Source organism: Amycolatopsis keratiniphila, assembly GCF_000400635.2.
GTDB lineage: Bacteria > Actinomycetota > Actinomycetes > Mycobacteriales > Pseudonocardiaceae > Amycolatopsis > Amycolatopsis keratiniphila.
The window spans coordinates 3,901,701-3,928,361 of the sequence record NC_021252.1 but is presented as its reverse complement, the minus strand read 5'-3'; the positions used below and the strand labels follow the sequence as shown (position 1 = coordinate 3,928,361).

General features: G+C 69.1%; 23 protein-coding genes. 15 read left to right on the top strand and 8 right to left on the bottom strand.

All coding sequences use genetic code 11. The features are described 5' to 3' along the window. Positions 1 to 12 precede the first annotated feature (12 nt). Entirely contained in the window at positions 13 to 948 is a 936-nt protein-coding gene (locus tag AORI_RS58870; RefSeq protein WP_016333931.1) for an alpha/beta hydrolase, read from the bottom strand. Beyond that, positions 945 to 1,931: a methyltransferase family protein gene (locus AORI_RS58865; RefSeq protein WP_016333930.1), complete on the bottom strand. Its 987-nt coding sequence runs from the start codon at positions 1,929 to 1,931 to the stop codon at positions 945 to 947. The genes AORI_RS58870 and AORI_RS58865 overlap by 4 nt, the downstream gene beginning before the upstream one ends. A 234-nt stretch (positions 1,932 to 2,165) precedes the next feature. On the opposite strand from AORI_RS58865, the gene AORI_RS58860 reads away from it, so the two are divergent. The 5 genes from AORI_RS58860 to AORI_RS58840 are packed head-to-tail and all read left to right on the top strand — an operon-like array spanning position 2,166 to position 8,090. Beyond that, the gene (locus tag AORI_RS58860) at positions 2,166 to 3,926 is read left to right on the top strand and encodes a dipeptide ABC transporter ATP-binding protein (protein WP_016333929.1); all 1,761 of its coding nucleotides are present in this window, start codon (positions 2,166 to 2,168) and stop codon (positions 3,924 to 3,926) included. Beyond that, entirely contained in the window at positions 3,923 to 5,503 is a 1,581-nt protein-coding gene (locus AORI_RS58855; RefSeq protein WP_016333928.1) for an ABC transporter substrate-binding protein, read from the top strand. The genes AORI_RS58860 and AORI_RS58855 overlap by 4 nt, the downstream gene beginning before the upstream one ends. Beyond that, positions 5,500 to 6,444, top strand: a complete 945-nt coding sequence (locus AORI_RS58850; RefSeq protein WP_016333927.1) for an ABC transporter permease — start codon at positions 5,500 to 5,502, stop codon at positions 6,442 to 6,444. The genes AORI_RS58855 and AORI_RS58850 overlap by 4 nt, the downstream gene beginning before the upstream one ends. Next, positions 6,441 to 7,361, top strand: coding sequence for an ABC transporter permease (locus AORI_RS58845; protein WP_016333926.1), 921 nt, complete (start codon positions 6,441 to 6,443; stop codon positions 7,359 to 7,361). The genes AORI_RS58850 and AORI_RS58845 overlap by 4 nt, the downstream gene beginning before the upstream one ends. Before the next feature lie 36 nt (positions 7,362 to 7,397). After that, positions 7,398 to 8,090 carry an alpha/beta fold hydrolase gene (locus AORI_RS58840; protein WP_043848094.1) on the top strand — a complete coding sequence of 231 codons (693 nt, stop codon included), beginning with the start codon at positions 7,398 to 7,400 and terminating at the stop codon, positions 8,088 to 8,090. Between the two features lie 298 nt (positions 8,091 to 8,388). Here the strand turns inward: AORI_RS58840 and AORI_RS58835 are convergent, their stop codons facing one another. Further along, positions 8,389 to 9,330, bottom strand: coding sequence for an aldo/keto reductase (locus AORI_RS58835; RefSeq protein ID WP_016333924.1), 942 nt, complete (start codon positions 9,328 to 9,330; stop codon positions 8,389 to 8,391). A 69-nt stretch (positions 9,331 to 9,399) separates the two neighbouring features. Between AORI_RS58835 and AORI_RS58830 the strand changes: the two genes are divergently transcribed. After that, on the top strand, positions 9,400 to 10,116 hold the full coding sequence (locus AORI_RS58830) for an SDR family NAD(P)-dependent oxidoreductase (protein WP_081809673.1): 717 nt from the start codon (positions 9,400 to 9,402) through the stop codon (positions 10,114 to 10,116). Here the strand turns inward: AORI_RS58830 and AORI_RS58825 are convergent. Next, complete coding sequence (locus AORI_RS58825; RefSeq protein WP_200870976.1) at positions 10,033 to 11,412, bottom strand: amidohydrolase; 1,380 nt, start codon at positions 11,410 to 11,412, stop codon at positions 10,033 to 10,035. The genes AORI_RS58830 and AORI_RS58825 overlap by 84 nt on opposite strands. A 50-nt stretch (positions 11,413 to 11,462) precedes the next feature. Between AORI_RS58825 and AORI_RS58820 the strand changes: the two genes are divergently transcribed. Genes AORI_RS58820 through AORI_RS58810 form a run of 3 tightly spaced genes read left to right on the top strand, consistent with a single transcriptional unit; the run spans position 11,463 to position 14,454 of the window. Further along, positions 11,463 to 12,566, top strand: coding sequence for a zinc-binding dehydrogenase (locus AORI_RS58820; RefSeq protein WP_016333922.1), 1,104 nt, complete (start codon positions 11,463 to 11,465; stop codon positions 12,564 to 12,566). A gap of 8 nt (positions 12,567 to 12,574) precedes the next feature. After that, positions 12,575 to 13,534 carry an aldo/keto reductase gene (locus AORI_RS58815; RefSeq protein ID WP_016333921.1) on the top strand — a complete coding sequence of 320 codons (960 nt, stop codon included), beginning with the start codon at positions 12,575 to 12,577 and terminating at the stop codon, positions 13,532 to 13,534. After that, positions 13,531 to 14,454, top strand: a complete 924-nt coding sequence (locus AORI_RS58810; protein ID WP_016333920.1) for an alpha/beta hydrolase — start codon at positions 13,531 to 13,533, stop codon at positions 14,452 to 14,454. Before AORI_RS58815 ends, AORI_RS58810 begins: the two co-directional genes overlap by 4 nt. On the opposite strand, the gene AORI_RS58805 is transcribed toward AORI_RS58810, so the two are convergent. Further along, positions 14,438 to 15,883: a GMC family oxidoreductase gene (locus AORI_RS58805; RefSeq protein WP_016333919.1), complete on the bottom strand. Its 1,446-nt coding sequence runs from the start codon at positions 15,881 to 15,883 to the stop codon at positions 14,438 to 14,440. The two genes, AORI_RS58810 and AORI_RS58805, sit on opposite strands and share 17 nt — an antisense overlap. Before the next feature lie 138 nt (positions 15,884 to 16,021). Between AORI_RS58805 and AORI_RS58800 the strand changes: the two genes are divergently transcribed. Both AORI_RS58800 and AORI_RS58795 read left to right on the top strand, forming a co-directional pair. Then, positions 16,022 to 17,455, top strand: coding sequence for an aldehyde dehydrogenase family protein (locus AORI_RS58800; RefSeq protein ID WP_016333918.1), 1,434 nt, complete (start codon positions 16,022 to 16,024; stop codon positions 17,453 to 17,455). Continuing rightward, positions 17,452 to 18,123 carry a GntR family transcriptional regulator gene (locus AORI_RS58795; RefSeq protein ID WP_016333917.1) on the top strand — a complete coding sequence of 224 codons (672 nt, stop codon included), beginning with the start codon at positions 17,452 to 17,454 and terminating at the stop codon, positions 18,121 to 18,123. The genes AORI_RS58800 and AORI_RS58795 overlap by 4 nt, the downstream gene beginning before the upstream one ends. Here the strand turns inward: AORI_RS58795 and AORI_RS58790 are convergent. Beyond that, complete coding sequence (locus AORI_RS58790) at positions 18,120 to 19,007, bottom strand: helix-turn-helix domain-containing protein (RefSeq protein WP_043848808.1); 888 nt, start codon at positions 19,005 to 19,007, stop codon at positions 18,120 to 18,122. The genes AORI_RS58795 and AORI_RS58790 overlap by 4 nt on opposite strands. A 111-nt stretch (positions 19,008 to 19,118) precedes the next feature. Here AORI_RS58790 and AORI_RS58785 point away from each other — a divergent pair, with 111 nt between their 5' ends. Next, positions 19,119 to 20,021, top strand: a complete 903-nt coding sequence (locus AORI_RS58785) for a DUF2268 domain-containing putative Zn-dependent protease (RefSeq protein WP_016333915.1) — start codon at positions 19,119 to 19,121, stop codon at positions 20,019 to 20,021. Here AORI_RS58785 and AORI_RS58780 read toward each other — a convergent pair. Beyond that, positions 19,990 to 21,567, bottom strand: a complete 1,578-nt coding sequence (locus tag AORI_RS58780; RefSeq protein WP_046199789.1) for a choice-of-anchor A family protein — start codon at positions 21,565 to 21,567, stop codon at positions 19,990 to 19,992. The two genes, AORI_RS58785 and AORI_RS58780, sit on opposite strands and share 32 nt — an antisense overlap. Positions 21,568 to 21,743: 176 nt before the next feature. Here AORI_RS58780 and AORI_RS58775 point away from each other — a divergent pair, with 176 nt between their 5' ends. Together AORI_RS58775 and AORI_RS58770 are read left to right on the top strand one after the other, a co-directional pair. After that, the gene (locus tag AORI_RS58775) at positions 21,744 to 22,706 is read left to right on the top strand and encodes a permease (RefSeq protein WP_016333913.1); all 963 of its coding nucleotides are present in this window, start codon (positions 21,744 to 21,746) and stop codon (positions 22,704 to 22,706) included. Beyond that, a complete protein-coding gene (locus tag AORI_RS58770; protein ID WP_016333912.1) occupies positions 22,703 to 23,350 on the top strand; it encodes a TIGR03943 family putative permease subunit in 648 nt (215 codons plus the stop codon). Before AORI_RS58775 ends, AORI_RS58770 begins: the two co-directional genes overlap by 4 nt. On the opposite strand, the gene AORI_RS58765 is transcribed toward AORI_RS58770, so the two are convergent. Continuing rightward, complete coding sequence (locus tag AORI_RS58765; protein WP_016333911.1) at positions 23,351 to 24,259, bottom strand: helix-turn-helix domain-containing protein; 909 nt, start codon at positions 24,257 to 24,259, stop codon at positions 23,351 to 23,353. It lies immediately after the preceding gene. 193 nt (positions 24,260 to 24,452) lie between these two features. On the opposite strand from AORI_RS58765, the gene AORI_RS58760 reads away from it, so the two are divergent. Beyond that, entirely contained in the window at positions 24,453 to 26,576 is a 2,124-nt protein-coding gene (locus tag AORI_RS58760) for a metallophosphoesterase (protein ID WP_016333910.1), read from the top strand. Positions 26,577 to 26,661 lie beyond the last annotated feature (85 nt).

Sequence of the window (26,661 nt, the reverse complement as noted above, 5' to 3'; positions counted from 1 at the left end):
GCATTCAGAGGACTAAACGCGGCGGTCGAAGGTCCGGGTCAGGAAGCTCGCCACGTGCCGGTGCGAGCGCGGCGAAGCGGGAAGATCCGTGTACAGACCGTAGAAACCGTGGATCTGGCCCGAGTAGCGCGTCATCTCCACCTGGGTCCCGGCATCGGTCAGGCGCCGCGCGAACTCCTCGCCCTCGTCCCGCAGGACGTCGTACTCGGCCGTGAGCACCAGCGCCGGCGGCAGCCGGGTCAGGTCGTCGGAGCGCAACGGCAGCAGGTACGGATCGTTCAGCTGAGCCGGATCCGACACGTACTGCTCGAAGAAGAACCGCATCGCCCCCGCGGTCATGCCGAAGCCCTCGGCGAAGTCCACATAGGACCGGAACCCGTCGTCCGGGTGAGCGAAGACCGGGCAGATCAGCACCTGCGCGGCCAACGGCGGACCACCACGGTCACGGGACATCATCGAGACCACCGTCGACAGGTTGCCGCCCGCGCTTTCGCCGCCGATGGCGATCCGCGCCCCGTCCACCGAAGGACCGGCGCCGCCCGCGGCGAGCCATTCGACAACGGCGTAGCAGTCGTCCGGGGCCGCCGGGTACGGATGCTCGGGCGCGAGCCGGTAGTCGACCGCCACGACGGCGACCCCGGCCGCGTTGCACACCGCCCGCGACGCGACCTCGTTCTCGTCGATCGACCCGATCGTCCAGCCGCCGCCGTGGATCCAGACGAACGCGGGCACCGGCGCCGTGGCCTCCGGCAGGTAGATCCGCACCCGCACACCGGAAGGCAGCACATGGTCGGTCACCGAAGCGACCTCTTCGACGGAATCGGGACGTCGCCACGAAGCGGCGAAGGCGGCACGCAGCTCGGGAGCCGTCAGCGGCCCAGCCGGGGCCTCCGAGGGAGCACTACGGGCCAGCAGTTCCTTGACCGCGGGATCGAGGGTCACGGTCACACCGCTTCCGCGACGAGCACCCGCGGGCTGCCCGGCAGCGCGAGCCGGCCGGTGACCCGCCAGCCCGCCTCGTCCAGCCAGCCACGGACTTCGGCCTCCGGGTAGACGACCGTCCCGTCGATCACCAGGTACTCCCCCGCGTGCAGCGCGTCGATCGGCCGCTGGACGGCGTCGTCGTCGAGGAAGAAGTCGAGCAGCAGCAACGTCGCCCCCGGCGCGGCGGCGGCGCGCGCGTTGCGCAGGATCCCGGCGTTCTGCTCCGCGTCGAAACGGTGGACGACGTGGTTGACCATCACCAGGTCGAACTCGCCCTCGGGGCGCGCGGTGGGCGTCTCCGCCCCGATGACGGTCGCGCGGTCCGCGAGCCCGGCTTCGGCCGCCGCGGTGGTGACCGACTCGGTGAAGCCCGGATCGAAGACGAACGTGGTGCGCAGTTCGTCGTTGGTCTTCATGGCTTCCACCGCGAACGCGCTCGACAGGCCGCCGAGGTCCAGCGCCTTGCGATGGGAGCCGAAATCGTAGGCGCCGGCCAGCATCTTGGCGTGCAGGGCGTTATACGTCATGACGCCCGCCATGAACGTGCCCCAGCGCGCGTCGTCCATCTCCAGCTTGCCCGGCTCGCCGCTGTCGGCCGTGTGGCCGAACTGCAGCCAATGCGGGTAGCTGATCGAGTCCAGGAAGGTGAGGAACGGCGCCAGATCGAGCTCTCCGCCGCCGAGGTACTCCGCCGCGTCCTCGGCCAGTACGTAGCGTCCGTCCACACGGGACAGCAGACCGAGTGATGACATGGCGTCACCGAGGATGCGGGTGATCTTCTCCGGTTTGCCGGTCTTCTCCGCCAGTTCCGCGGCGGTCAAGGGCCCGCCGGCGAGCGCGGTGAACAAGCCGATCCGGCTCGCCGCGAAGAGTTGCTTGGCCGCCATGTATCCCACGGCGATGTCCACGATCCGCTCGGGACCGGCAGTCTTGGTCGACCCGCTCACGGGTGCCCTCCTTAGCTCGTTTCCGCCGAGAGTCTACAGGCGTAGACAAAAGAATCCAGTGCAAGTTTTCGCCCACCACCAGGAAAAACCCGCCGGATATCAACTTCCTACATTCGTAGAATATACCCATTGACAGCGCACTCCCCCAGTGTCAACATGCGTAGAACTACCCCCGCCGGAGGTCCGTTCCCCGGCAGTGCGGTCCGCTCCGGGCGGGCTCGGGAAAGGGGATTCATGACCCTGCTCGAATTACGAGAACTCACCGTCGGTGTCATCGCCGACGAAACCGAACGCGAACTGGTCCGCGAACTTTCGTTCGACCTCGACCAAGGCCGGACACTCTGCGTGGTCGGCGAATCCGGCAGCGGTAAAACGGTGACGGCCTTGTCGATCATCCGGTTACTGGAGTTCGTCGCGCCGGTGTTCACCCGCGGCGAGATCAGCGTCGACGGCGTCGATCTCACGCGGCTGTCCGCCGACGAGATGCGCGCGTACCGCGGCCCGCGGATCGGCATGATCTTCCAGGAGGCGCTGGATTCGCTCAACCCCAGTCAACGGGTCGGCAAGCAGCTGATCGAGGCCTACCGGAAGCCCGGCTCCTTGCCGCGACAAGCCGCGCGCAAGGGAACGCCGTTGCACCGCGAGGCCGAGGCGAAGGCCCGCGGGCTGTTGAAGGAGGTCGGCCTCACCGACACCGACCGCGTGCTTTCCCTGTATCCGCACCAGATGTCGGGCGGCATGCAGCAGCGCGTGATGATCGCGCTCGCCCTGATGGCCGACCCGGGCCTGCTGATCGCCGACGAGCCGACCACGGCACTGGACGTGACCACGCAGGCGGAGATCCTCACCCTGTTCGACCGCGTCCGCCGCGACCACGGCACGGCGTGCGTCTTCATCACGCACGACATGGGCGTGGCCGCGCAGGTGGCGGACCGGATCGCGGTGATGTACCGGGGCGAACTGGTCGAGCTCGGGTCCACAGAGAACATCCTGCACTCGCCGAAGCATCCCTACACCAGGGCGTTGCTCGACTGCGTCCCGCAGCTCGGGGTGAGCAGGCGCGACGGCTTTCCCACGATCTCCGAAGCACTGCTCGAAGCCGCGATGAACGGCGAATCGGCGGTCGCGACCGAAACCAGGTCGTTGAGCCGTCCGCAGACCAGGGAGACGAACGAGGGCACCGCGCTCGTCATCGACTCGGTGTCCAAAGTGTACGGACGGCGTGGCCGGTTCTCCTTGGGCCGCGAGCCCGAGGTGCACGCGGTCAAGGACGTCTCGCTGGAGATCGCGCCGGGTGAGTTCTTCGGCCTGGTCGGGGAATCCGGTTCGGGCAAGACCACGCTCGGCCGCCTGGTGAGCGCGCTGGAAAACCCGACCGAGGGCAGCATCGCCTTCGGTGAGCACCGGTGCACGCCGTCCGGTCTCGAAGGCGACGAGCGCGCGTTCCGCCGCCGCGCGCAGCTCATCTTCCAGGATCCGCAGAGCTCGCTCGATCCCCGGCACACCGCCGCCAGGATCATCGCCGAGCCACTGCGGGAGCTCACCGGCCTCCGCGGCGCGGAACTCGACCGCCGCGTCACCGAACTGATCGACGAGGTCGGGCTTCCCTCCGACACCGCGAAGAAACTGCCCTCGCAGCTGTCCGGCGGACAACGGCAGCGCGTCTCGATCGCCCGCGCGATCGCGGCCGAACCCGACCTCATCGTCGCCGACGAGCCGACCTCCGCGCTCGACGTCTCGGTGCAGGGCCAGGTGATGAACCTGTTGCTGGACCTGCGGCGCACCCGCGCGCTCAGCTTCCTGTTCATCACGCACAACCTCAGCCTGGTGCTGTCGGTCGCCGACCGGGTCGGCGTGATGTACCGGGGAGAGCTGATCGAGATCGGCGAACCGGACGAGATCCGGCTCCACCCCCGGCACGAGTACACCCGCCGTCTCCTCGCGGCGAATCCCGAACTGCCCGCCCACCCCCACACTGGAGTGCGGAACCCATGAGACGAACCCTGACCTCGGCCGCCCTCGGCCTGGCGACCGTCCTGCTGATCGGCTCGTGTATGGGAGGGCAGGCCGGTGGTGGTGCGGCGGACGGGCCCCCGAAGCCCGGCGGCAACCTGAACGTCGCCGTGCCCACCGACCCGCAGTCGCTCGACATGGTCGCGAACCCCGGCCAGGTGACCGCGCATATCGGCAACATGATGTACGAGAAGCTGTTCGAGGTGGACCGCGGTTTCACCGCCCGGCCCATGCTGGTCGAGGACTACACCACCAGCCCGGACCGGCTCACCTACACCTTCAAGCTCCGCCAGGGTGTCACCTTCCACGACGGCAACCCGCTGACGTCCGAGGACGTCGTCGCGAGTCTGAAGCGGTGGCAACAGGTACACCGCACCGGTCAGCTGGTCACGCCGGACATCGACGCGATCACCCCGACCGATCCGGCGACGGTGACCATCAAGCTCAAGAAGCCGCGCTACCCGCTGATCAACGAACTCGCCGGCGCGGGCACGGAGATCTACGAGGCGAAGAACCTCGCCGGTGTCGCGCCGACCGGGTTCGCCCAGGACAAGGCGATCGGGACCGGGCCGTACAAGCTGAAGAGCTGGGACATCGGCCGTGAGCTGGTGCTGGAGCGGTACACCGGCTACAAGTCTCGGTCCGAAGAGGACTGGGGCGGGCAGGCGGGCGCCAAGCACGCGTACCTGGACACCGTGACCTACAAGGTGGTCTCCGACCAGGACGCGCTGATCAACGGCCTGCAGACCGGGCAGTGGGATCACATCATGCCCACGAACGACCAGTACGAGCCGCTGCGCAACAACCCGGCCGTGGTCGTGCACAACCTGCCCGGCGGCAACGACAACGTGGTGATTCCCAACTTCAACACCGGTTCGAAGTTCGCCGACCCCCGTGCCCGCGAGGCCCTGAACCTGCTGCTGGACAAGCCCGCGATCAACGCGGCCACCGGCGGCAGCAAGGACCTCACCCTCGAGACGGGCGCCTTCGCCTCGCCGGACAACAAGCAGTTCTATTCCACCGCGGGCGAAGAGGTCTACAAGGCGCACGACCCGGAAAAGGCCAAGCAACTGCTGGCCGCGGCGGGCATCAACGCCGGCGCGACGATCCGCATCGTCACCACGAACTCGTACCCGGAGTTCGGCAAGTGGGCCGTGCTGATCCAGGACAGCCTGTCGAAGATCGGCATCAACACCAAGATCGACACCTTCGACTTCGCCACCATGCTCGGCACGCTCACCAAGGAACCGGGCGGCTGGGACATCACCACCCTGTTCTTCGACTCGGCGCTGACCTCGCCCGCGCAGATGCCCGCGCTCACCCTGGGCACACTGAACGGTTCGACCTCGCCCGAGCTGGACGGGCTCATGGCGGAGTTCAACGCCTCGACCACTCCTGAGCAGGCGAAGGCGGTGGTGGACAAGCTGCAGGCCTTCACCTGGAAGCAGCTTTCGGTGATCACGCTGAGCCAGTCCAAGCTGTACGCGGCCTACTCCCCCAAGCTCAAGGGTTACGGAGACTTCTACCGCGTCTTCTGGAACACCTGGCTGGCGTCATGACCGGTCTGCTGCTGCGCAGGCTGCGCGATCTGCTGATCATCCTGGTGATCGTCGGGACGATGATGTTCTTCGTCATCCGGCTGATCCCCGGCGATCCGGCACAGGCCATCCTCGGCCCGACCGCGCGACCGTCCGATGTGGACGCCCTGCGGGAGAGCATGGGGCTGAACGGCCCGCTGTGGGAGCAGTACCTCACGTGGGCCGGGAACGTGCTGCACGGTGACTTCGGTACGTCGATCACCTACCACGCGCCGGTGCTCGGCGTGGTCGCCGACCACATCCTGCCGACGCTGACGCTGGCCGTGCTCTCGACGGTGATCAGCTTCTTCCTCTCGGTCGCGATCACCTCGTGGCAGGCGGTGTCGCCGCGCAACCCGGTGGCGCGGGCGCTGGACCGGCTGTCCGCGCTGGGCATGGCGATGCCGGACTTCTGGATCTCGCTGATGCTCGTGCTCGTCTTCTCGGTGACGCTGCGCTGGTTCCCCTCCAGCGGCTACGAGAACCTGTTCACCGATCCGGCGACGGCGGTGCCCGCACTGGTGCTGCCGCTGACCGTGCTGGTCATCGGGCAGACCGCGTTGTTCGTGCTCACCCTGCGGGAAAGCCTGCTCGGTGAGCTGCCGCTGGCGTATCTGCGCACCGCGCGGGTCAAGGGGCTGTCCGAACGGCAGGTGATGACCAAACACGTCTTGCCGAACGCGTTGATGCCGTTGATCACCCAGCTGGGCAGCAACTTCGCCATGCTGGTCGGCGGGATCGTGATCATCGAGTCCATCTTCGTCGTGCCGGGGCTCGGCCATCTGCTGATGGGCGCGGTGTCCACCCGTGACTTCCCGCTGATCCAGGGTGTGACGCTGTTCGTCGCGGTGCTGTTCGTGCTGGTCAACCTGCTGGTGGACCTGTCGTACGCGCTGCTCGACCCGAAGGTGCGTGTCTCGTGAGCGTCGCTCTCGTGGAAAAGACGTCGCCGGTGCGTGAGAAGCCGTCGTCCGGCCGCGCGGCCAAGGTGTTCCGCCGCAACCGGATGCTGGTGATCACCACGGCCATCCTGGCGGTGATCGTCCTGGCCGTGATCGTGCTGCCGTTCTTCCTGCCGAGCGTCAGCGCGACCGACCCGGTGAACCGGCTGCTGCCGCCCTCGGCCGCGCACCCCCTCGGCACGGACTCGTTCGGCCGCGACGTACTCGCCCGGCTCGTGTCCGGCGGCCGCGCGTCGCTCGGCCTGTCCGCCTTGATCACCCTGTGCGCGGCCTTCACCGGCCTGGTGATCGGGCTGATCAGCGGGTTCTTCCGGGCGGCCGACGCGGTGCTGATGCGGGTGATGGACGCCTGGATGTCGTTCCCGGCGATCATCCTCGCGATGGCGCTGGCGATCTCGCTCGGCGCGAGCATCTGGACCGAGCTGATCGCGCTGACGGTGATCTTCACGCCGTTCACCGCCCGGGTCATCCGCAGCCGGGTGCTCGGCATCGCCGGCCGTGCCTACATCGGCGCGGCGCGGGTTTCGGGAATGAGCCGGTGGAAGATCCTCGTCGTGCACGTGTTCCCGAACGTGCTGCCGCTCGCGCTCGTGCAGGTGGTGATCCTGTCCGCGGCGGCGATGCTGGTCGACGGGGCGATGAGCTTCCTCGGTCTCGGTATCGCTCCCCCGACCCCGACCTGGGGCAACATGATCGCCGAAGGCCGGTCGTACCTGGTGCAGGCGCCCTGGCTGGTGATCGTGCCCGGCGTGACGATCATGGTGTGCGTCTTCCTGCTGAACCTCATCGGATCGTCGCTGCGGATCGCCGTCGACGCCCGCGCGCGGACGCTGAGCGACATGCAGCGCCTGCGCACCCGCCGCCCCTCCGGCAGCTGAGAAAGGATCCCGTTGTCTGCCACTACTTCCTTGGCCGTGCGCCGATTCGCCCCCGAAACCGTCTCGGGACCGCCGGTGCTCCTGGTGCACGGATTCGCCTCCGACGGGCACACCGACTGGATCACCACCGGGTGGCCAGCCGCGCTCACCGCCGCGGGCCGGGAGGTGCTGATACCGGACCTCCCCGCGCACGGCTCCAGCCCGGCTCCCTCGGGTTCGCTCGGTGCCGCCGCGATCACCGCGGAACTGTCGCGGCTCGTCGCCGATCTGTCCGAAGTGGACGTCGTCGGGTATTCACTGGGTGCGCGGCTGTCTTGGGAGCTGCCCGCCCAGGCTCCGGTGCGGCGGCTCGTGCTCGCCGGAGTGAGCCCGTTCGAACCGTTCGGCGCCGTCGACGTAGCGGCCGCGCTGGCCTTCGCCGCGGGCGGCAAGGCTCCGTCGGATCCCTTGACCGGGATGATCGCGCATATGATCACCGCGCCGGGGCGGAATCCCGCCGCACTCGCTCGGTGCATCGAGGATCTGCGTGCGGAGCCGTTCGCGCCGGTTCTTGGCGCGGTGTCGGTGCCGACCCGGTTCGTGGCGGGGGTGGAGGATCCGGTGAGCCAGGGCATCGAGGCGTTGGTGGAGCTGGTGCCGGGATCCTCGCTGGTGCGGGTGCCCGGGGATCACGGTGGGGCTTTGCGGAGTCCGGAGTTCAAGGCTGCTGTGCTCGACTTCCTCGGCTGAGGATTGCGCTTGTGTCATGAAAGGGTCGTTCAGGACATCTTTCGTCCTGAACGACCCTTTCATGACATCCGGAGAGCGACAAGCGGCTCCGGCGAGGTTGCGAAAGTGCCGTTCGCAGCGTCGCCTTGCGGGCCTTCCCGCACCGCCGCCCGAGCCGCTACCGATGCCATGAACGGTCCTTTCCTTGCAAAATTTGCAAGGAAAGGACCGTTCATGGCGGCTGTGCTGTAATTCCTCCAGTAGGGCTCGTGAGTGGTAAGGACGGTTAGAACCGTCCTTACCACTCACGAGCCCGAGGTCAGAAAGTCCCATCGGCGGCGACAGAGCGGTCCAGCCAGAGGTCCTCCAGAGCCGCCCGCACCTCCGCACCACGAGAAGCGGCCAGCGCGACAGCCCCCAGATTGTCCTCCAGCTGAGCCATCCGGCTCACCCCGAACAGCACGTTCGCCACCGGCTCGTAAGCGAGACAGAACGCGAGCGCCAGCTGCGACGAGCTCACCCCGAAGTCCTCGGCGACAGCGGCGACACGCGTGGCCGCGGCACGGATCGACTCCCGGATACCGCCCGGATCCGCCCCGATCTTCCGTGACGGGGTCTTGCCGAGCAAGACACCACCCTCGAACACGTCCGACGCCTGCAAGGTCAACCGGCCGGCCTCGAAATGCTTGCCATAGAGGGAACCCTCGGCCATCGAGCGACGCGCGACGCTGTACTTCAGCTGAGCGAAACGAGGCGCCGGAAGCCCTTCGCGCGCGGCGAACTCCAGTGCGAGATCGAGATCCGGCGCGTGCCAGTTGTTCACGCCCCAGACGTCGAACCGGCCGAGCCGGATCTGCTCGGCCACTTCGGTGACGACGCGCGGAATGTCCGGCCGCTCGAAATAGTCACCGACCACGACGGCTTCCGCGCGGTCGACGCCGACGCGGTCGAACGAGGTGTCGAGCTGCTCGGCGAAACCGGTGTTCGGGTAGTCCCAGAGCCAGAGTTTGCCGCACAGCTGGTACTCGTCACGGTTGATCCCGGCGGCGCGGACTGCCTCGCCGAACAAGAGATCCGTGCGCGACTGTTCGGCATGCGGCCCCATGTCGTAGTGCGCCACGTCGAACAGCGTGACCCCGGAATCGACGGCGTGCCGGATCAGGCGCACCGCGTCCTCGAAGTCCATGCGGTCCCATGTGTTCCAAGATCCCAGGCTCAGCGCCGAAGTGGCGAAGCCCAGCCCGTTCCGCTTCTCGTTCACGAGTTTTCCTTTCGCTGGCAACGGAAACCAGTTTTAGTCTACGATCGTAGAATGAACAAGAGACTCGTAGTGGTGACCGGCGGTGCCAGTGGCATCGGCCGCGGAGTCGCCGAAGCCTTCCAGTCCGCGGGCGACCGCGTGGTCATCGCCGACGTCGACACCCGGGCGGCCCACGACCTCGCCGCCGAACTCGGCGCGGAGCACGTCGAACTCGACATCTCCGACCCCGGTTCGGTCGACGCGGCGCTGGCGCTGGTCACCGATCGCTTCGGCCCGGTCGAGGTACTGGTCAACAACGCCGGTCTCGCCGGTGGCGGCGGACCGTTGGTGGGACTGGACATCGGCGTCTTCGACCTGTGCATGCGGGTGAACTTCCGCGGCACCTTCCTGATGACCCGCGCGGTCGGCGCGCGGATGGTCGAGGCGGGCACTCGTGGCGTCATCGTCAACATCACCTCGATCGGCGCCCGGCAGCCGACCCCGGGGCTCGGCCACTACGAGGCCACCAAGGCCGCCGTCGAGGCGCTCACCCGCTCGGCCGCGCTCGAACTGGCACCGCACGGCATCCGGGTCAACGCCGTCGCACCCGGCCCGGTGCTCACGCCGATGACCGCCGGTTTCGCCTCCGACACCGCCGCCCGCGCGGCGTGGGAAGCGAGGATTCCCTTGGGAACCATCGCTTCCGTCGCCGACGTGGTGCCGTCAGTCCTGTTCCTCGCCTCCGCCGACGCCGGCCATCTCACCGGGGTGAGCCTCCAGGTCGACGGCGGGCAACTGCTCACCTGAGTACACGACGCGGCCGCCGGACACGGTGAGTTCCACACCGACGTCCGGCAGGTCCGCGAACGCGACCTCGAGCGGATTCGCCGCCAGCACACAGAAGTCCGCGACGCGGCCCACGGTCAGCGATCCCTTCCAGTCCGCCGCGCCGTCCTGCTCGGCGGCCGCGACCGTGTAGCAGCGCAGCAGCCGGGCCATCAGCTCAGCGTCCACTTCGGACGCGGACAGCATCCCGGCAGCCGCGGCGACGTGCACCCGCCAGTCGGGGGTCACCACCGGTGCGTCGCTGCTCAACGTCAGGGGAACACCCGACGCGAGCATTTCCGCCAGCGGCCAGGCCCGCGCGCCGACCTCGGCGCCGAGCGCGTCCGTCAGCATTCCCCGCATCGCCACCGCGATCGCGGGCTGCGTGGTCAGTCCGACCCCCGCCGCGGCCATCCGAGCCAGCTGATCCGGCGTCACCAGATCGCCGTGCACCAGGTGATCGCCGCGGCGAAGCGACCCGAGCGCGGCTTCGATGCTGCGATCCCCCGTGGCGTGCACGGCGACCGTCATCCCGGCGCCGTGGGCGAGCCGGATCATCGCGGCCAGGTTGGCCGCGCGGTCCGGATCGTCGTCGCCGTCGACGAGGAGCGCGCCGTGCGAACCGTCGGCGTAGCAATGATGCGTCCACGCGGAGCGCATCGGCGGGATGCCGTCGGCGAAGATCTTCACCCCGGGAACGGTGAGCCACAACGGATTCGCGTCCGGTGACGGGGTCGCCAGCCCTCGCTCGAAAGCATCCAGCGAGCTGGCGCCGTCGAGCAGGCCGAACAACCGCAGCGCGGTCACCCTCGCGCGCAACAGGCCTTCGCCGGCCAGCGCCGCGTACTCCTCCAGCACTTCGGCACTGAAACAGCCGGTCTCGCCGGGGCCCAGGCCGGGTTCGGTGTAGCTCGTGATGCCCAATGACGCGCACAGCTCACCCGCGCGCAGGATGGCGGCCCGCCTTTCGGCCGCGGTCCGCACCGTTTTCTCTTCTCCCCCGGTGAATCCGGCGCCGCCGATGAGCGTGTCCGGCCACCGCGCGCCGAGCCAGGTCGCGTGCAGGTGCGAATCGTTGATACCGGGCAGAACGGTTCTCCCGGCAAGGTCGATCACCTCGGTCTCCGGACCGATGTGGTCCAGCGCGACGTCGCCGAGGGCGACGATCCGGTCGTCTCGTACGGCCATCGCCCGCACGACCGTGCCCGCCGGATCGAAGGTGAGCACAGGACCGCCGCGAACCACGAGCGAAGCGGGACGAATACGTTGCGACGGCATGGTTTCCTCCAGGATCTGGACTTTTTCTCCTACGACTGTAGACTAAAAAGATGGTCAACAGAACCGAAGCGGCGGTGCTCACCGAACACGGCTCCGCGCTCACCTTGCGGGAACTGCCGTTGCCCGAGGAGCCGGAACCGGGCGCCGCGCTGGTCCGGATCACCTGCACCACGCTGTGCGGCACCGACGTGCATCTCTGGTCCGGCCAAATGACCTTCCCCGGCATGCTCCCGATGGTGCTGGGGCACGAAATGGTCGGCGAGGTGGTGGCCGTCGGACCGGGCACCACCGACACACTCGGCCGCGAGATCGCCGAGGGCGACCGCATCGGCTGGTCCGAATCGACCTGCGGAAAGTGTTACGGCTGCACGATCTTGCGCGAGCCGGTCGCCTGCGAGAAGCGCGGATACGGATTCCTGCAGCGCTCCGACGTCTTCCCGTACGCCACCGGCGGGCTCGTGCGGTACTGCTACGTGACTCCCGGCGCCGCCAAGCTCCTGCTTCCCGACGACGTCAAGGACACGTGGGCGTCGATGTCGGGTTGTGCGGGCAAAACCGTGCTGCGCGCCGTCTCCCGCATCGGCGGGATCCGTCCCGGTTCGACGGTCGTGGTGCAGGGCGCGGGCGCGCTGGGCGTGTTCGCCACCGCGGTCGCGCGGATCTCCGGTGCGGGCGACGTCATCACCATCGGCGGGCCCGAAGACCGGCTGAAGACCGCCGAGCGTTTCGGGGCGACAGCGACGATCCCGGTCGACGGCACTGTCGAAGACCGGATCGAACGCGTCAAGGAACTCACCGACGGCCGGGGCGCCGATCACGTCTTCGACTTCGCGGGCGGACCGACCGTCGGCGAGGAGGCCGTCGCCTTCGCCGCCCAGCGCGGCACGATCACGATCGTCGGCTCCACCGGCCCCGCGCCCTCCCCCGTGGCGCTGGGCACGGTGATGGGCAAGGAACTCACGGTCGCCGGTTCGCTGAACGGCGACATCGCCGACTACCACCGCTCGGTGGACTTCTTCCGCACCTTCGCCGATCGGCTGCCGTGGGACGAACTCTTCAGCGAACCGGTCGGTCTTTCCGAAGCCTCCCACCGTGTCGAGTCGATGTCGCGGCTCGGCGAACTCAAAGCCGTCATCGATCCCCGCCTCCCCTAGGAGAACCCGTGACCGTCATCCCCCAGCGCCGCATCGGCCGCGACGGCCCGCTCACCGGCTTGCTCTCGCTCGGCTCCTGGCACACCTACGACCGGATGGACTTCCGCGAGGCGGTGGACCTCGTCCGCACGGCGGTCGATTCCGGCATCACGCTCTTCGACGTCGGTGTGTACGGCTTCCCCGGCGCCACACCGGTCTTCACCGACGTGCTGTTCTCCGCGATGGTCCGCGCCGCGGGCCTCCGCCGCGAGGACTACCTGCTTTCGGCCAAGCTCTGGCTGGAGGGCTACCCGGAGCACAACCTTCGCGACCAGCTGGACAACGCGCTGTTCCGTGCTGGAGTCGAGCACGCCGATCTCGTGGTGCTGGGTGATCTCCGGCGCGACGACACCGATCTGCACCGGCTGGTGCTCGATCTGAACGAACTCCGTGAGGCCGGGCTCATCCGCCAGTGGGGAGTGAACAACTGGAGCGCCACCACGATCCAGGCCCTGCACGATTTCGCCGCGGCCGAGAACGTACCCGGCCCCGCCATCGCGCAGCTGAAGTACAGCGTCGCGCGACGGTCCATTCCGGACGGTGAACCGTTCGCGAAGGTCTTCGGCGAACTCGGCGTCACACTCCAGTCTTCGGACATCTTCGAGGGCGGGATCCTGCTGGGCAAGAACAGCGGCGCGCGTCAGGTGGGCCGCGATCCCGGCGACATCCGCGAACGCATCGCCGCCTCCGCCCCGGCGCTGGCGAAGATCGCGGCCGACCTGGACGCGACTCCGGCGCAGCTGTGTCTCGCCTTCACGCTCACCCACCCGGCCAACACGACCACCCTCTTCGGTGCGACGAGCACCGAGCAGCTCAAGGACAACCTGGGCGCCGTCGACCTCGTCGAGCGCGTGGGCGCGGAGCGGCTCCGGGAACTGGTCGAGCCGTACTGGGCCGACCGTGGTGTCGTCGATCCGGAGGGACCGTGACGGCCTTCGACCCCGAACTCGCCGGTGCCCTCGAAGGTCTTCCCACAGGGCCGCCGCTGAGCGCGGACTCACTGGCGGGCATCCGCCAGGCGATGGCCGAGGGGAACCTGACCTGCGCCGAGGCGATCGGCGACCGGGATCTCGTCTGGGAAGATCGCGAGGTGCCCGGCACCGACGTGGTCGTCACCGTCGTCAAGCCGCGGGAGGCCCGGAACGCGCCGGGCTTCTACAACATCCACGGTGGCGGCATGGTGCTGGACGACCGGTTCGCCGACCTGCCCCGGATGGTCGCGCTGGTCGAGGAGTTCGGCTTCGTCGCGGTGACCGTCGACTACCGGCTCGCGCCCGAGCATCCGCATCCGGCACCGATCGAAGACTGCTACGCGGGCCTGACGTGGATGGCCGAGCACGCGGCCGAACTCGGTTTCGATCCCGGCAGGCTGATCGTCGGCGGCGGCAGCGCGGGAGGCGGCCTCAGCGCGGGGATCGCCCTGCTGGCCAGGGATCGCGGCGGCCCGGCGCTGGCCGGGCAGCTCCTGCTGTGCCCGATGATCGACAGCCGCAACGATTCGGCGTCCACAGTGGAATTCGCGGAACGCGGTGTTTGGGGACGTGAGGCCAACGAGTTCGGCTGGCGTTCGCTCCTCAATGGACAGACGTCGCCGTACGCGGTCCCCGCGTCCGCGGAAGATCTCGCCGGGCTACCGCCAGCCTTCATCGAGGTCGGTGCGGCCGAGATCTTCCGTGACGAGGACGTCGACTACGCGCGGCGGCTCTGGCAGGCCGGTGTGCCCACCGAACTGCACGTCTGGGCGGGCGCGTACCACGGCTTCGACCGGATCGCCCCGGACAGCGAGGTGACCCGGGCCGCGCTCGCCGCCCGGGCCTCCTGGCTGCGCCGCACTATCGGCCGAGCATGAACCGGGCGGCCTGTTCGCCGACCAGCACCGCCGGCGCGTTGGTGTTGCCCGTGGTCACCCGCGGCAGCACCGACGCGTCGGCGATCCGGAGCCCGCTCAGCCCGTGGACGGCGAGCTCCGGGTCGACGACGGAGTCCGCGTCGGTGCCCATCCGGCAGGTCCCGACCTGGTGGTGATAGGTGATCGCGGTCCGGCGGACGTACTCGCGGACGTCGGCCTCCGGCCCCGGATACAGCTCGCGGGCGCCCCATTCCTCCGCCAGTGCGGACGCGCGGCCGATCTCCCGGCACTGCTCGACCGACGCGACCAGGCTCTCGAAGTCGGCCGGATCCTCCAGCGCGGCGAGATCGATCAGTGGCATGTCGTCCGGGTCCGGTCCCGAAAGCCGCAGACTGCCCCGGCTGCGCGGCGTGACCATGCCCGCCATCAGCGAGAACCCGGTCTCCGGACCGGTCATCCACTCCTCGTACATCGGGACGCTGAAGTGGATCGGCTGGGTGTCGGGCACCGGCAGGCCGGGACGGCTGCGCCAGAACAGATGCGTCTGCGTGACCGACCGCCCCGGCGCGGGCGGATCGACCCGCCGGCGATCGGTCGCGAAGATGACCGGCGAGAGCAAGTGATCGTGCAGGTTCTTCCCGACGCCGGGCAGCTCGGCGACGACGTCGATGCCGTGCACCTCCAGTTCGTCGAGCGGGCCGACCCCGCTGCGCAGCAGGATCGCCGGTGACGCCAGCGCGCCGGCGGCGAGCACGACCTCGTCGGCGAAGACCTTGCGCAGTTCGCCGTCGACCTCGGCGAGCACGCCGGTCACCCGGTCGCCTTCGAAGAGCAACCGGTGGACGAGCGCTCCCGTGTGGACGGTCATCCGTTCGGCGGCGGGCTGTCCGTAGGCGAGCCAGGTGTTGAGGCGTTTGCCGTCGCGGGTGGTGACCCGCTGCACGGACACGCCGTCGAGCTCGTCGCCGTTGTAGTCCGGGTTGAACGGCAGCCCGATCTGCATCGCCGCGTCCACAATGGACTGCTGGATCGGGTGCAGCGGCTCGTTCGGCACGACGTCGAGCAGATCCTTCTCGATCCGTTCGAACACCGGGCGGACGTCGTCCCAGCGCCAGCCGGGGACATCCCAGCCGTCGTAGTCGGCCGGGGCGCCGCGCACCCAGATCATCGCGTTGAGCGAATGCGACCCGCCGAGCACCTTGCCGCGCGGCAGATGCAGCCGCCGGTTCGCCGCGTGCGGCTGCGGCACGGTGTAGTAGTCCCAGTCCTCCGGCCCGTGCCACAGCTCACCGGCCCGCGAAGGGTCGTGAATGGCCGGATTGGTGTCCGGCCCGCCCGCTTCGAGCAGGGTGACCCATGCCCCGGAGTCGGCCAGCCGCCTGGCGACCACCGAACCGGCCGAACCCGCTCCCACCACGATGACGTCCATGTCCCCCACCCTCGCAAGGCACGCGGACGTCCGGCGGATTCGGTTCGCTGGCCGACAATCGGCGTGCCCTGGCGGGCAAGACCGGAGACCTCGCGGCGCCCGATACTCGATCACACACCGGTCGAGGAGGAGCTAGCCATGGCCACACGCCTGTTCATCGACGGACAGTGGACCGCCGCGGGAGGCGGGTCCCTGCCGACGTACGATCCGGCCACCGGCCAGGTGATCGAGGAGGTCGGCACCGCGTCGGCGGCCGACGTCGACGCCGCCGTCGGTGCCGCGCGCAAGGCACTGAACGACCCCGCCTGGGCGGGGCTGCTGCCGGTCCAGCGGGCCGCGCTGCTGTTCAAGCTGGCGTCGCTGGTCGACGAGCACCACGAGGAGCTGGCCGCGCTCGAGACCCGCGACCAGGGCCAGCCGATCGGGATCTCCCGTCAGGTCAGCGTCACCGGCGCGGCCGAGCATCTGCGGTACTTCGCGGGCTGGGTCACCAAGATCCAGGGCACCACGAACCCGGTGTCCTTCCCGGACACGCTGCACTACACCCGCCGCGAGCCGGTCGGGGTGAACGCGCTGATCACGCCGTGGAACTTCCCGCTGATGATCCTCGTGTGGAAGCTCGCGCCCGCGCTGGCCACCGGCAACACCGTGGTGATCAAGCCCAGCGAGGTCACGCCGCTGACCAGCATCCGGCTGGTCGAGCTCGTGCGCGAGGCCGGGTTCCCGCCGGGCGTGGTCAACCTGGTCACCGGCGACGGCGCGGTGGGCGCGCTCCTGAGCAGGCACGACGACGTCGACCACCTGTCCTACACCGGGTCGACCGCGGTCGGGAAACTGATCACGGCGGCCAGCGCCGAGTCGAACCTCAAGCGGCTCACCCTCGAACTCGGCGGCAAGGCACCCAGCATCATCTCCGGCGACGCCGACATCGACGCCGCCGTCGCCGGCAACCTCGCGGGCGCGACGCTGAACAGCGGCCAGGTCTGTGCCGCGTACACCCGGTTCTTCGTGGACCGCAAGCGGGAACAGGAGTTCGTCGCGAAGCTGGCGGCCGGGCTCGAAGGTCTCAAGCTCGGGCCGGGGCTGGACGAGTCCACGCAGCTCGGGCCCCTCGTGTCCGCCAAGCACCGCGAGCACGTGGACTTCCTCGTCTCCACCGGCAGCGAGCAGGGCGCGGAGCTGGTCACCGGCGGCAAACCCGTCGATCGCGACGGCTACTTCTACACGCCGACGCTGTTCGCCGGGGTCGCCGACGACATGACGATCATGCGCGAGGAGATCTTCGGCCCGGTCCTCGCCGTCACCGCCTACGACGACCCGGACGAGTTGCTGGCGCGGGCGAACGACACCGAATACGGGCTCGCGGCGACCGTGTGGACCCGCGATCTCGGCGTCGCGCAGCGGTTGGCCAACGGCATCCGCGCGGGCGCGGTGTTCGTCAACATGCCGCCGATCCCCGACATGGCCGCGCCGTGGGGCGGGTACAAGGCGTCGGGCTGGGGCCGCGAAATGGGTCCGTGGGCGATCGACGCCTACACTGAGATCAAGTCAGTCTGGCTGCACTACTCGTGACCACGGGCGACGCGGTGAACTCCACCGCGATGAGCAAGTCGCAGATCGCCTACCACTGGATCAAGGCGAGGATCGACGACGGCACCTTCTCCCCCGGTTACCGCCTCGTGTTCGGGCAGATCGCGCAGGAACTCGGCGTCAGCACCGTGCCCGTGCGCGAGGCGGTGCGGCGGCTGGAGGCCGAGGGGCTGGTGACCTACGAGCACAACATCGGCGCGCAGGTCGCGATGGCCGACGAGAGCGACTACCAGCACACCATGCAGACGCTCGCGCTGGTCGAGGGGTACGCCGCCGCGCTCGCGGCGCCCTCTCTGCCCGGCGAGGCGCTCGACCAGGCCAAGGGGCTCAACGCGGAACTGACGGCGTGTCTCGACAACTTCGAGCCGTCGCGGTTCACCGCGCTGAACCGCGACTTCCACCGCGTCCTGTTCGGCACCTGCCCCAATCCGCAGGTACTCGATCTGGTCAACCGCGGCTGGAACCGGCTGGCCGGGCTGCGCACGTCGACGTTCAGCTTCGTGCCCGGCCGCGCGCACGAATCCGTGCAGGAGCACCAGAAGATCCTCGACCTGTTCGACCGGAACGCGCCTGCCGGGGAGATCGAGCTGGCCGTACGCGAGCACCGGTTGACCACTTTGGAGACCTTTTTGGCCTGGCGGCATCCCTAAACCGGAACGGTCTCCGGTGGCGGGAAGGCGTAGAAGCGCACGGAAAGCTCCTTCCCGCCCTCCGCCGGTCGCCGTCGGCAGTACCGCGTGATCAGCTCGCGGTATTCCGCTTCCAGTTCCCGGAATTCCGCCTCGGTCAGCCTCGTCGACGTCCGTTGTGCCGTCGCCCACGGGCCGAACTCGTCGCGGTGCTCCGCGGCCCAAGACAGCACGGCGATCTCGTTCGCGTACTTGGCGTCGAGGAAAGCGGCGACCCGCTCCCGGTCCGCGCCGTCGTAGTCGTCCGGCTTCGGCTCGCGCAGGTCCTGCGGGATCGGGATCCAGTTCCCTTTCCGGTCACGGCGCACGAAACCGGTTTTCTGCAAGGTTTGCAGGCATTCGGCGACTTCGGCGCTCGCCAGCCCGGTCCGGCGCGCGACGTCCTCCTCCGAGGCGGGAAGCTCGCGCGTCACCAGGTGGTACCGCGGGTCCTCGCGCATCGCGATGTCGCGCAGGTTCACCGATCGCTTCGGCAACGCATCGCCCAGCAACCGCCGCGCGGCGAAGGCCAGCACCACCGCGACCGGGATCTCGACGAAGACGGCGAGCGCGACGCTGGTCCACCGCTCGGCCGACGTCCAGCCGAGCATGACGTCGAACCACGCGTCGCAGCACAACATCGCGGCCGTCGCCGACAGCAGCGGCACGGCAGCCCGCCGTCGGCGCATCCCCAGCCACGCTCCTGCCGCGAAGCAGAGCAGGAGCGCGACGTCGAACCCGACCCACGCCGCGCGCCACTGCCCGGTGTCGTACCGGTCGGGCAGGGTGTGCGCCAGGTAGACGGTCCAGGGCACGAGCAGGACCGCCGCACCGGCGAGCACCGTCAGGAGTATCCGTCGGATCATGATCACGACGTTAGAAGCGGGCGGTGGCGGGGACATCCGGGCTTTCCCCTGGTCCGTTCTCAGGGCCCGGCTCTTGAGTCTCCACCCACTGGAGCCTTTACCGTCGCTCCCATGACGATCACCGTTCTCGACACCTACCCCGCCATGCGCGAGATCCTGCGCGCGCCACGGGCGGACCGCGCGGCACTGCTCAAGACGATGGTCGAGCCCGCCGCCGGGATGTACCGCTACTTCCCCGGCGACGTCGACCTCGTGGCGATGCACGCGATGAGCTCCGGGTTCCCGCTCGACCGCGACGAGGAGCGTTGCTTGGAAGCTCTCGACGCACTGCACGAAGCGGATGCCTGGAACCGTATCCGGCGGGCGCTCGACGACGCCGTCACCGCGCAGCTCGCCGCGACACCCGGATTGGCGATCCCGGACATCACCGTGCTCACCGTGCTGGGTGATCCCGGCGACCGGCACTTCATGGGACCGAACCTGGGGATGTCGGCCAACGGCAGCGTGTCCGGCTACCTCTATCTCAACTTCTGGCCGTACCCGGAGAACCTGGCGAGGCTGGAGGCCACCGCCGTCCACGAACTGAACCACAACCTGCGCTACAGCCCCGGCGGGGTGATCTGGGATCCTGCGACCGTCACGGTCGGCGAGCAGATCGTGTCCGAGGGCCTGGCCGACGCGTTCGCCCGCCAGTTGTACGGCGACGAGCTCGGCTACGCCCGTATCGGTGTGGCGCATCTGCGCGACGACGCGGTGTTCGAGAAGGTCGTGTCCGGTTTGGAGATCACCGGTATGCAGAACTTCGCGGCCTGGGTGCACGGAGACGAGACCGCCGCCCGCTACGGCGGCACTCCCGTCGGCCTGCCGACCGGCGCCGGGTACGCGGTCGGCAACCGGCTCGTCGACGCCTACCTGGCCGCGACCGGCCGGACCGCCGCGGAGGCCCTGCTGGTGGACCGCCGCGACGTCATCGACACCGCCCTCAGGACTCGCGCCGCCTCGACCGGATGGTGAGCGCCACCAGCGCGCCACCGACCAGCAGCAGGAACAGGCCGGGCACCAGCAGACCTCGGACTTCGCTGCCGGTCGAGGCCAGTGGGCCGCTGTCGGACGGTCCTCCGCCCGGTGTGGTGCCTCCCGGCTGGCCCGGTGTCGTGTAGGTGGTCACCCCGGGGCCCGGGGTCGTGCTCGAAGAACTGCTGGTGGTGGTCGGCGACGTGCTGCTCGAAGTAGCGCTCGACGAGATGGAACTCGTCGACGTCGGGCTCGATGACGTCGTACTGGACGAGGTGCTGCTCGACGTCGGGCTGGTCGACGTGCTGCTCGTCGGACTCGACGAGGTGGTCGATGTCGGTGTCGGTGTCGTGGACGTGGACGTGGACGACGTCGAGGAGCTGGACGTCGAGGTCGGCGTGGACGTGGTCGTCGAGGTCGGGCTCGTCGACGTGGAGCTGCTGCTCGACGAAGACGAAGACGAAGAAGACGAGCTGCTCGGCGTAGTCGTCGGCGTGCTGACGCACTCGGGCAGATCCCCGTCGAACGGGTAGGCGTGGAACTCCTGCCCGCCACCGCCGGTCGCTTCGGAGCTGTGCACCAGCGAGCCCGTGGTGAAGAACCGGCCGTTCATCCCGGACGCGGTGACGGTCGCGGTGCTCCCGGGCTCGCCGATCAGCACACTTCCCTGGAATTGGGCGCCACCGGCGATCTTCACCTGGGTGGCGTCCGGGAAGTTCCACAGCAGCCGCTCGCGCAGTTTGTTCAGCGGGTCCTGATCGTTCAGGTCGCCGGTGTAGGTGTTGATCGTGCGGGCGGCGCCCACCATGTTCACCAGGATCGTCGCCCCCGCCGGGATGCCCTCGAACTCGATTCCCTGCATGCCGCCGGTGGCGCCGGTCAGGTCGAAGTCGACATTGAACACTTGCAGCGCCGATTTGCCGTCCCCGGTGAACAGGGTGCGATAGCCCTGGTTGACCGCCGTGCCGGTCGCAGGCCGCGGCGTGGTTCCTTCGCGTGCGTAGCACTTGCTCGCCACTCGGAGATCCTCGCGCAGGCTCAAATAGGGTTTCGCCGCGTCGGGGTCCTTTTCGAGGGTGCCGGTCACCGTCCCGGTGACGGTTCCCGCGTGCCGGACGACCCCGCCGTCGGCGAGCAGCCGCTGGTCGGCGGCGACGCTGACGTTCCCGCCCGTGGTCAGGAAGTCCGCACCGTCGGGCGGCGGAACGCGTGATCCGACCCCGGCGATGCCGACGTTGTAGACGGACGACGCGCCCGCTCGTTTCGCCATGTCGAGATCGCCGAGGACGACGACCCGTCCTTCGGCTTCGGCCGCCGCTTCCCGTACCTGGAATTCACCGCCGACATAGACATTGATGCCGTTGTCCCGGCCCGCGTAATCCTTGTTGTTCACCGGCGGGTATTTCTCCGGGCAGGCCGGACCGACACACGGCCCCAGCCCGCCCGGTAACGGGGAGGCCGCCGCGCCGTCGGTGACCACGAGGGCCGCCACGCACACCGCGGCGGCGGCACCGGCGGAAAGAGAGGCGAATCGCCTTGCACGCATGCGGCGATTCTTGTGCCCACCGGCCGGGGGAACACAATCGGAATCCGGAAATACCCCCGACCGGGCGAGGTGGGTGACCCGGCCCATTCGGGGGCGTCCAGTGTTGTCCAGAGAACGAAATTCCAGGTGGACCGCGAAATCCCTAAAGTCCTGACCGACGATGGGAGGTTCGCCACATGACGGACACCGGAGTGCGCACGCGCATTGGTTCGGTGGAAGTGCTCGCGGGCTTTCTCGTCCTGATCCTGCTCGCGCGGTGGCTGCTCGGCGACGTCCTCGGGGCGCCGATCGTGCAGACCTGGACGACGGTCTTCGTTTCGATCGTGCTCCAGGCCGTTCCGTTCCTCGTCTTCGGCGTGACACTTTCCGCCGCGATCGCGGTCTTCGTGCCGCGGGAATTCTTCGCGAAAGCCCTGCCGAAACATCCGGCACTCGCGGTTCCGGCCGCCGCGGCGACCGGAATGGTGCTGCCGGGCTGCGAATGCGGTTCGGTCCCCGTGGCCGGCGCCCTGGTGCGCAAGGGGGTCACCCCGGCCGCGGCGCTCGCGTTCCTGCTCGCGGCCCCCGCCCTCAACCCGGTCGTGCTGGCCGCGACGGCGATCGCGTTCCCGGACCGGCCGTCGATGGTCTTCGCCAGGGCGGCGGCCGGGCTCGCCGCTTCGGTCCTGATGGGCTGGCTGTGGCTCGGCCTCGGCCGGACGGAATGGATCAAACTGCCCGAACACGCCCACGGTGACACGCGCTGGCGGGCGTTCGCCGGCGCGGCGGGCCACGACCTGGTGCACGCGGGCGGCTTCCTGGTCGTCGGGGCCATGGCGGCCGCGACGCTCAACGTCCTGATCCCGGGCCGCTGGCTCCAGGTCGTCGCCGACCACCCGGTGCTCGGTGTCCTCGCGTTGTCGCTGCTGGCGGTCCTGTTGTCGATCTGCAGCGAGGCGGATGCCTTCGTCGCCGCCTCGCTGACCCAGTTCTCCCTCACCGCCCGCCTGGCGTTCCTGGTGATCGGGCCGATGGTCGACCTGAAACTGTTCGCCATGCAGGCCGGCACCTTCGGCAGGCGGTTCGCGTCGCGGTTCGCGCCCGCCACGTTCGTGGTCGCGCTCGCCTGCGCGACCGTGACCGGGACGGTGCTCTGGTGAACCGGACCGCGGCGACCGTCGTGCTCCTATTGCTGGGTGCGGCGGTGCTCAAGGTCTGCCTGACCGGCCAGTACCTGCGCTACGTCAAGGAAGGTCTTTGGCCGTTCCTGCTCGCGTCCGGTCTCCTGGTCCTGGTGCTCGCGGCCGCGAACCGCCATCGTCACCCGAAAGTGGGGTGGCTGCTCCCGCTTCCGGTGCTCGCCCTGTTGCTGGTCGCCCCGCAGCCGCTCGGCAGTTACGCGGCGGGCAACGCGGGCATGGCGCTGACGCGCTCCGACGAATACCCGCCTCTGCCCGACGGCGACCCGGTGAAGGTGACCGTCCTGGACTACGCCTCGCGCGCGGTGTTCGACGAGGGCCGTTCCCTCGGCACGAGGCGGGTCATGCTCACCGGCTTCACCGCCACCGGCGCGGACGGCACGTCGCTGCTCGTCCGGATGATCCTGACCTGCTGTGCCGCGGACGGGCGGCCGGTCAAGGTCGTGTTGGACGGCCGCGTCCCGAGCGAACCCGACACCTGGATCGAGGTCACCGGCACGTTCCGGCCGGGGTCCGTGGTGGACGAGGTCAACGGGGAACGCATCCCGTTCCTCAAGGTCGAAAGCGCGACACCGGTCCCCGCGCCCGAACGTCCCTACGAATAGTCAGGTCCAGCTCCACTGGATCCCGTACTGGCCGGGCTGCGGATCGAGGGTGATGAACTGGAAGGTGCTGGTGTCCCGGTCGAACTTTGCCTCGCACCGTTCCTCGGGCGGCAAGACGCCGCGCGGCCGGAAGAACCCGGCGCAGCGCCGCGGCAGCCGTCCGGGATCGAAGCTGACCTGCACCGCGACGTCCCGCGCCGGCCGGTAGAGCGCGACCTGCACGTGCCTCCGGCCCTGGCCCGGCGGATACCGCACGCCGAACTCGACGACGGCGAGTTCGCCGGCGGCCAAGGTGCGGTCGAGGGCGAACTCGAAGACGCAGGTGGACGACGGGACGTCCGCGCGGAACCGCGCCGGGCGGCAGCCGTCGGTGTACAGCACGGACGGCGGCTGGGTGATGCTGGAGCACCGGTTCACGAAGACGAACCGGGAGGTGCCGTCCCGGTCGGCGCGGATCAGCCGCCGGACCCGGACCGATTCCTGGTTGCCGTCGCCGTCGACCCGGTAGGTGAGGTATTGCGAAAGCCGGTGCGGGGTGTCGAGTTCATCCGGCGTCACGTCCATTTTGGACAGTGCGCGCACCACCTCCTCCGGCCGCCGCCACACCTGGTCGTAGCTCAGGGCGTGTCCGGTGCGGACGGTCCAGCGGCCACGGGGGCGGCGCGGGCCGAGCAACCCGGTGAGTGTTTCCGGCGATTGCCCGAGAATGGCCTCGAGCGCGGTCACCGCGGCGAGGGAACTCGCCCGTTCCGGCCGATTCTCGCCATTCTGCCAATAGCTCAGCGCGCTGACGCTGACCGGTGTCTCGTGGTCGCGCAAGCGGCGGCTGATCTCGCTGAGACTCAGCCCGCTGCGTTCGATCGCGGCGCGCAGTGCGGCACCGAATTCCGCCGGAGCGAGACTCGTCATGAAGGCGCAGCGTACCGTCCGAAACGCCCGACTTTCGTCGGGTGAACGGGCGCCGTTCAGAGTTATCCAGCCTCGCCGCGGCTTTTCGTTGACGCTCCCCCGGCCGCGATTAGGGTCGAAATCGTCGGAAGAATCCCCGAATCGCCGACGACTCGCACGTCCTCCCGCCGATGACCGAAGAGGATGAACTCGCATGCGCTCAACCACGAAACGATGGCGCCGTCGCACGCTCGCCGTCGCGACCTCCACGCTGGCGGCCGGCGCCTTCCTGGTCGCCGCGCACCCCCAGGCCGGTGGAGCCGCGCCGCCCGCCGTCCCCGAAGTGGCCGATCAGGTTCCGCAACTGGTGGAGGCGGGTGTCACCGCTGGTCCCGCGTCGGTATCCGGTGGCGGAACGTCCACTTCGGCCGACCGGTCCGTCTGCGCGCCCGGCGCGCACTGGCTACGCGTCCGTTTCACGGAGCTTTCGTTGCGTGGCAACGATTCCGTGACCTTGACCGGCAGCGGCACGGGCTCGTTCACGCTCACCTCTCGACACTGGCCGGGCAAGGCGTTCCACACCCGCGCGTTCGAAGGCGACTGTGTGCGGGTGTCGGCGGCCCTGACCGATCCCGCCAGCCGCTTCGCCATCGACGCGTACCAGGCGGGCGACCGGCCGCTCGCCGAGGCGACGACCACGGTGGCCGCCGTCGGCGACGTCTGCGGGTCTTCGTGCAACCAGACCGCGCCGCTGATCAAGAACATGAACCCGCAGGCACTGATCCTGGCCGGGGACAACGCCTACAGTTCGGGCACGCTCTCGGAATACAAGAACAACTACGACCCCTACTACGGGCAGTTCAAAGCGATCACCTATCCGACGCCGGGCAACCACGAATACAACACCTCCGGCGCGTCCGGCTACTTCGATTACTTCGGCGCGCGGGCCGGTGAACGCGGCAAGGGCTACTACAGCTTCGACGTCGGTGACTGGCATTTCGTGGCGCTCAACTCGAACATCACCCGCGGCACCGGCTCGGCGCAGGAAACCTGGCTGAAGAACGATCTGGCGGCGAGCACCAAACCCTGCACGGCCGCGTTCTTCCACCATCCGCGCTTCAGTCGCGGCTCCCACGGCGACGACACGTCGGTCAGGCCGTTCTTCCAGGCGCTCTACGACGCGAAAGCCGACCTCGTCGTCGTCGGCCACGACCACAATTACCAGCGCTACGCACCGTCCCGGCCGGACGGCACACGCGACGACGTGAACGGCGTCCGCGAGCTGCTGATCGGGACCGGTGGCCGGGGCTACTACAACTTCGACCAGTCGTCGGCCGCCGTGCAAGAGGCGGGCAACACCAACACCTTCGGCGTCGGGAAGCTGACGCTGAGCGCCACCGACTACCGCAGTGACTTCGTGCCGGTGCCGGGCCGCACCTTCACCGACACCGCGACCGGGAAATGCAAGAAGGCCGTCCCCTCCCCCGCCTTCTCCGTCGGCACCAGCCCGTCTTCGGTGTCGGTGCCACCGGGCGGGACGGCGTCGGTGACGGTGAACGTCGGCAGCACCGGCGGCTTCACCTCAGCGACCGCGCTCGCGGTCTCCGGCCTGCCCTCGGGCGTGACCGGGACGATCTCGCCTTCGTCGGTCACCCCGCCCGCCAACGGCACGGCGACCGCGACGCTGACCCTCACCGCGTCGGACACGGCGTCCGGATCGGCGTCCGCCACGGTCACCGGGACCTCGGGGTCCACGACCCAGACCGCGAAGGTCACGGTGAGCGTCGGCGCGGCGGGCGGTGAGGCGTTCGCCGACGACTTCGAGACCGACAAGGGCTGGCGGCTCAACGCGGCCGGGGCGGACACCGCCACGGCGGGCAAATGGGAACGAGGCGATCCCGAACAGACCACCTCGACCTACAGCAACCAGATCAAACAGCGCGGCGACACCACCAGCGGCGCGAACTGCCTGGTCACCGGGCGGCTGGCCGGATCGGAGTACGGCGTCAACGACCTCGACGGCGGGGCGTCGTCGATGGCCTCACCGACGTTCACCGTGCCCGCGGGCGGGAAACTGAGCTTCTCCTACACCTTCGCGCACGGCGACAACGCGACGTCCGCGGACTACCTGCGGATCCGCGTCCTCGACGGGACCACACCGACGACGGTGTTCGAGAAGACCGGGTCCGCGACCGAGGTGGCCGGGGTCTGGCAGAACGCGACGGCGGACCTGTCGTCGTTCGCCGGCCGTAGCGTGCGGCTGCTGGTCGAAGCCGCCGACGCCAGCACAGCGTCGCTGTGGGAGTCCGCGGTCGACGACATCCGCGTCACCGCGTAGCGCCGTGCGGCCGGTTCTGCGCAGGGGTGAAGGCTCCCTTCGCCGCGTCTAATGCGGTGAAGGGAGCCTTCACCCCGGTCACTCA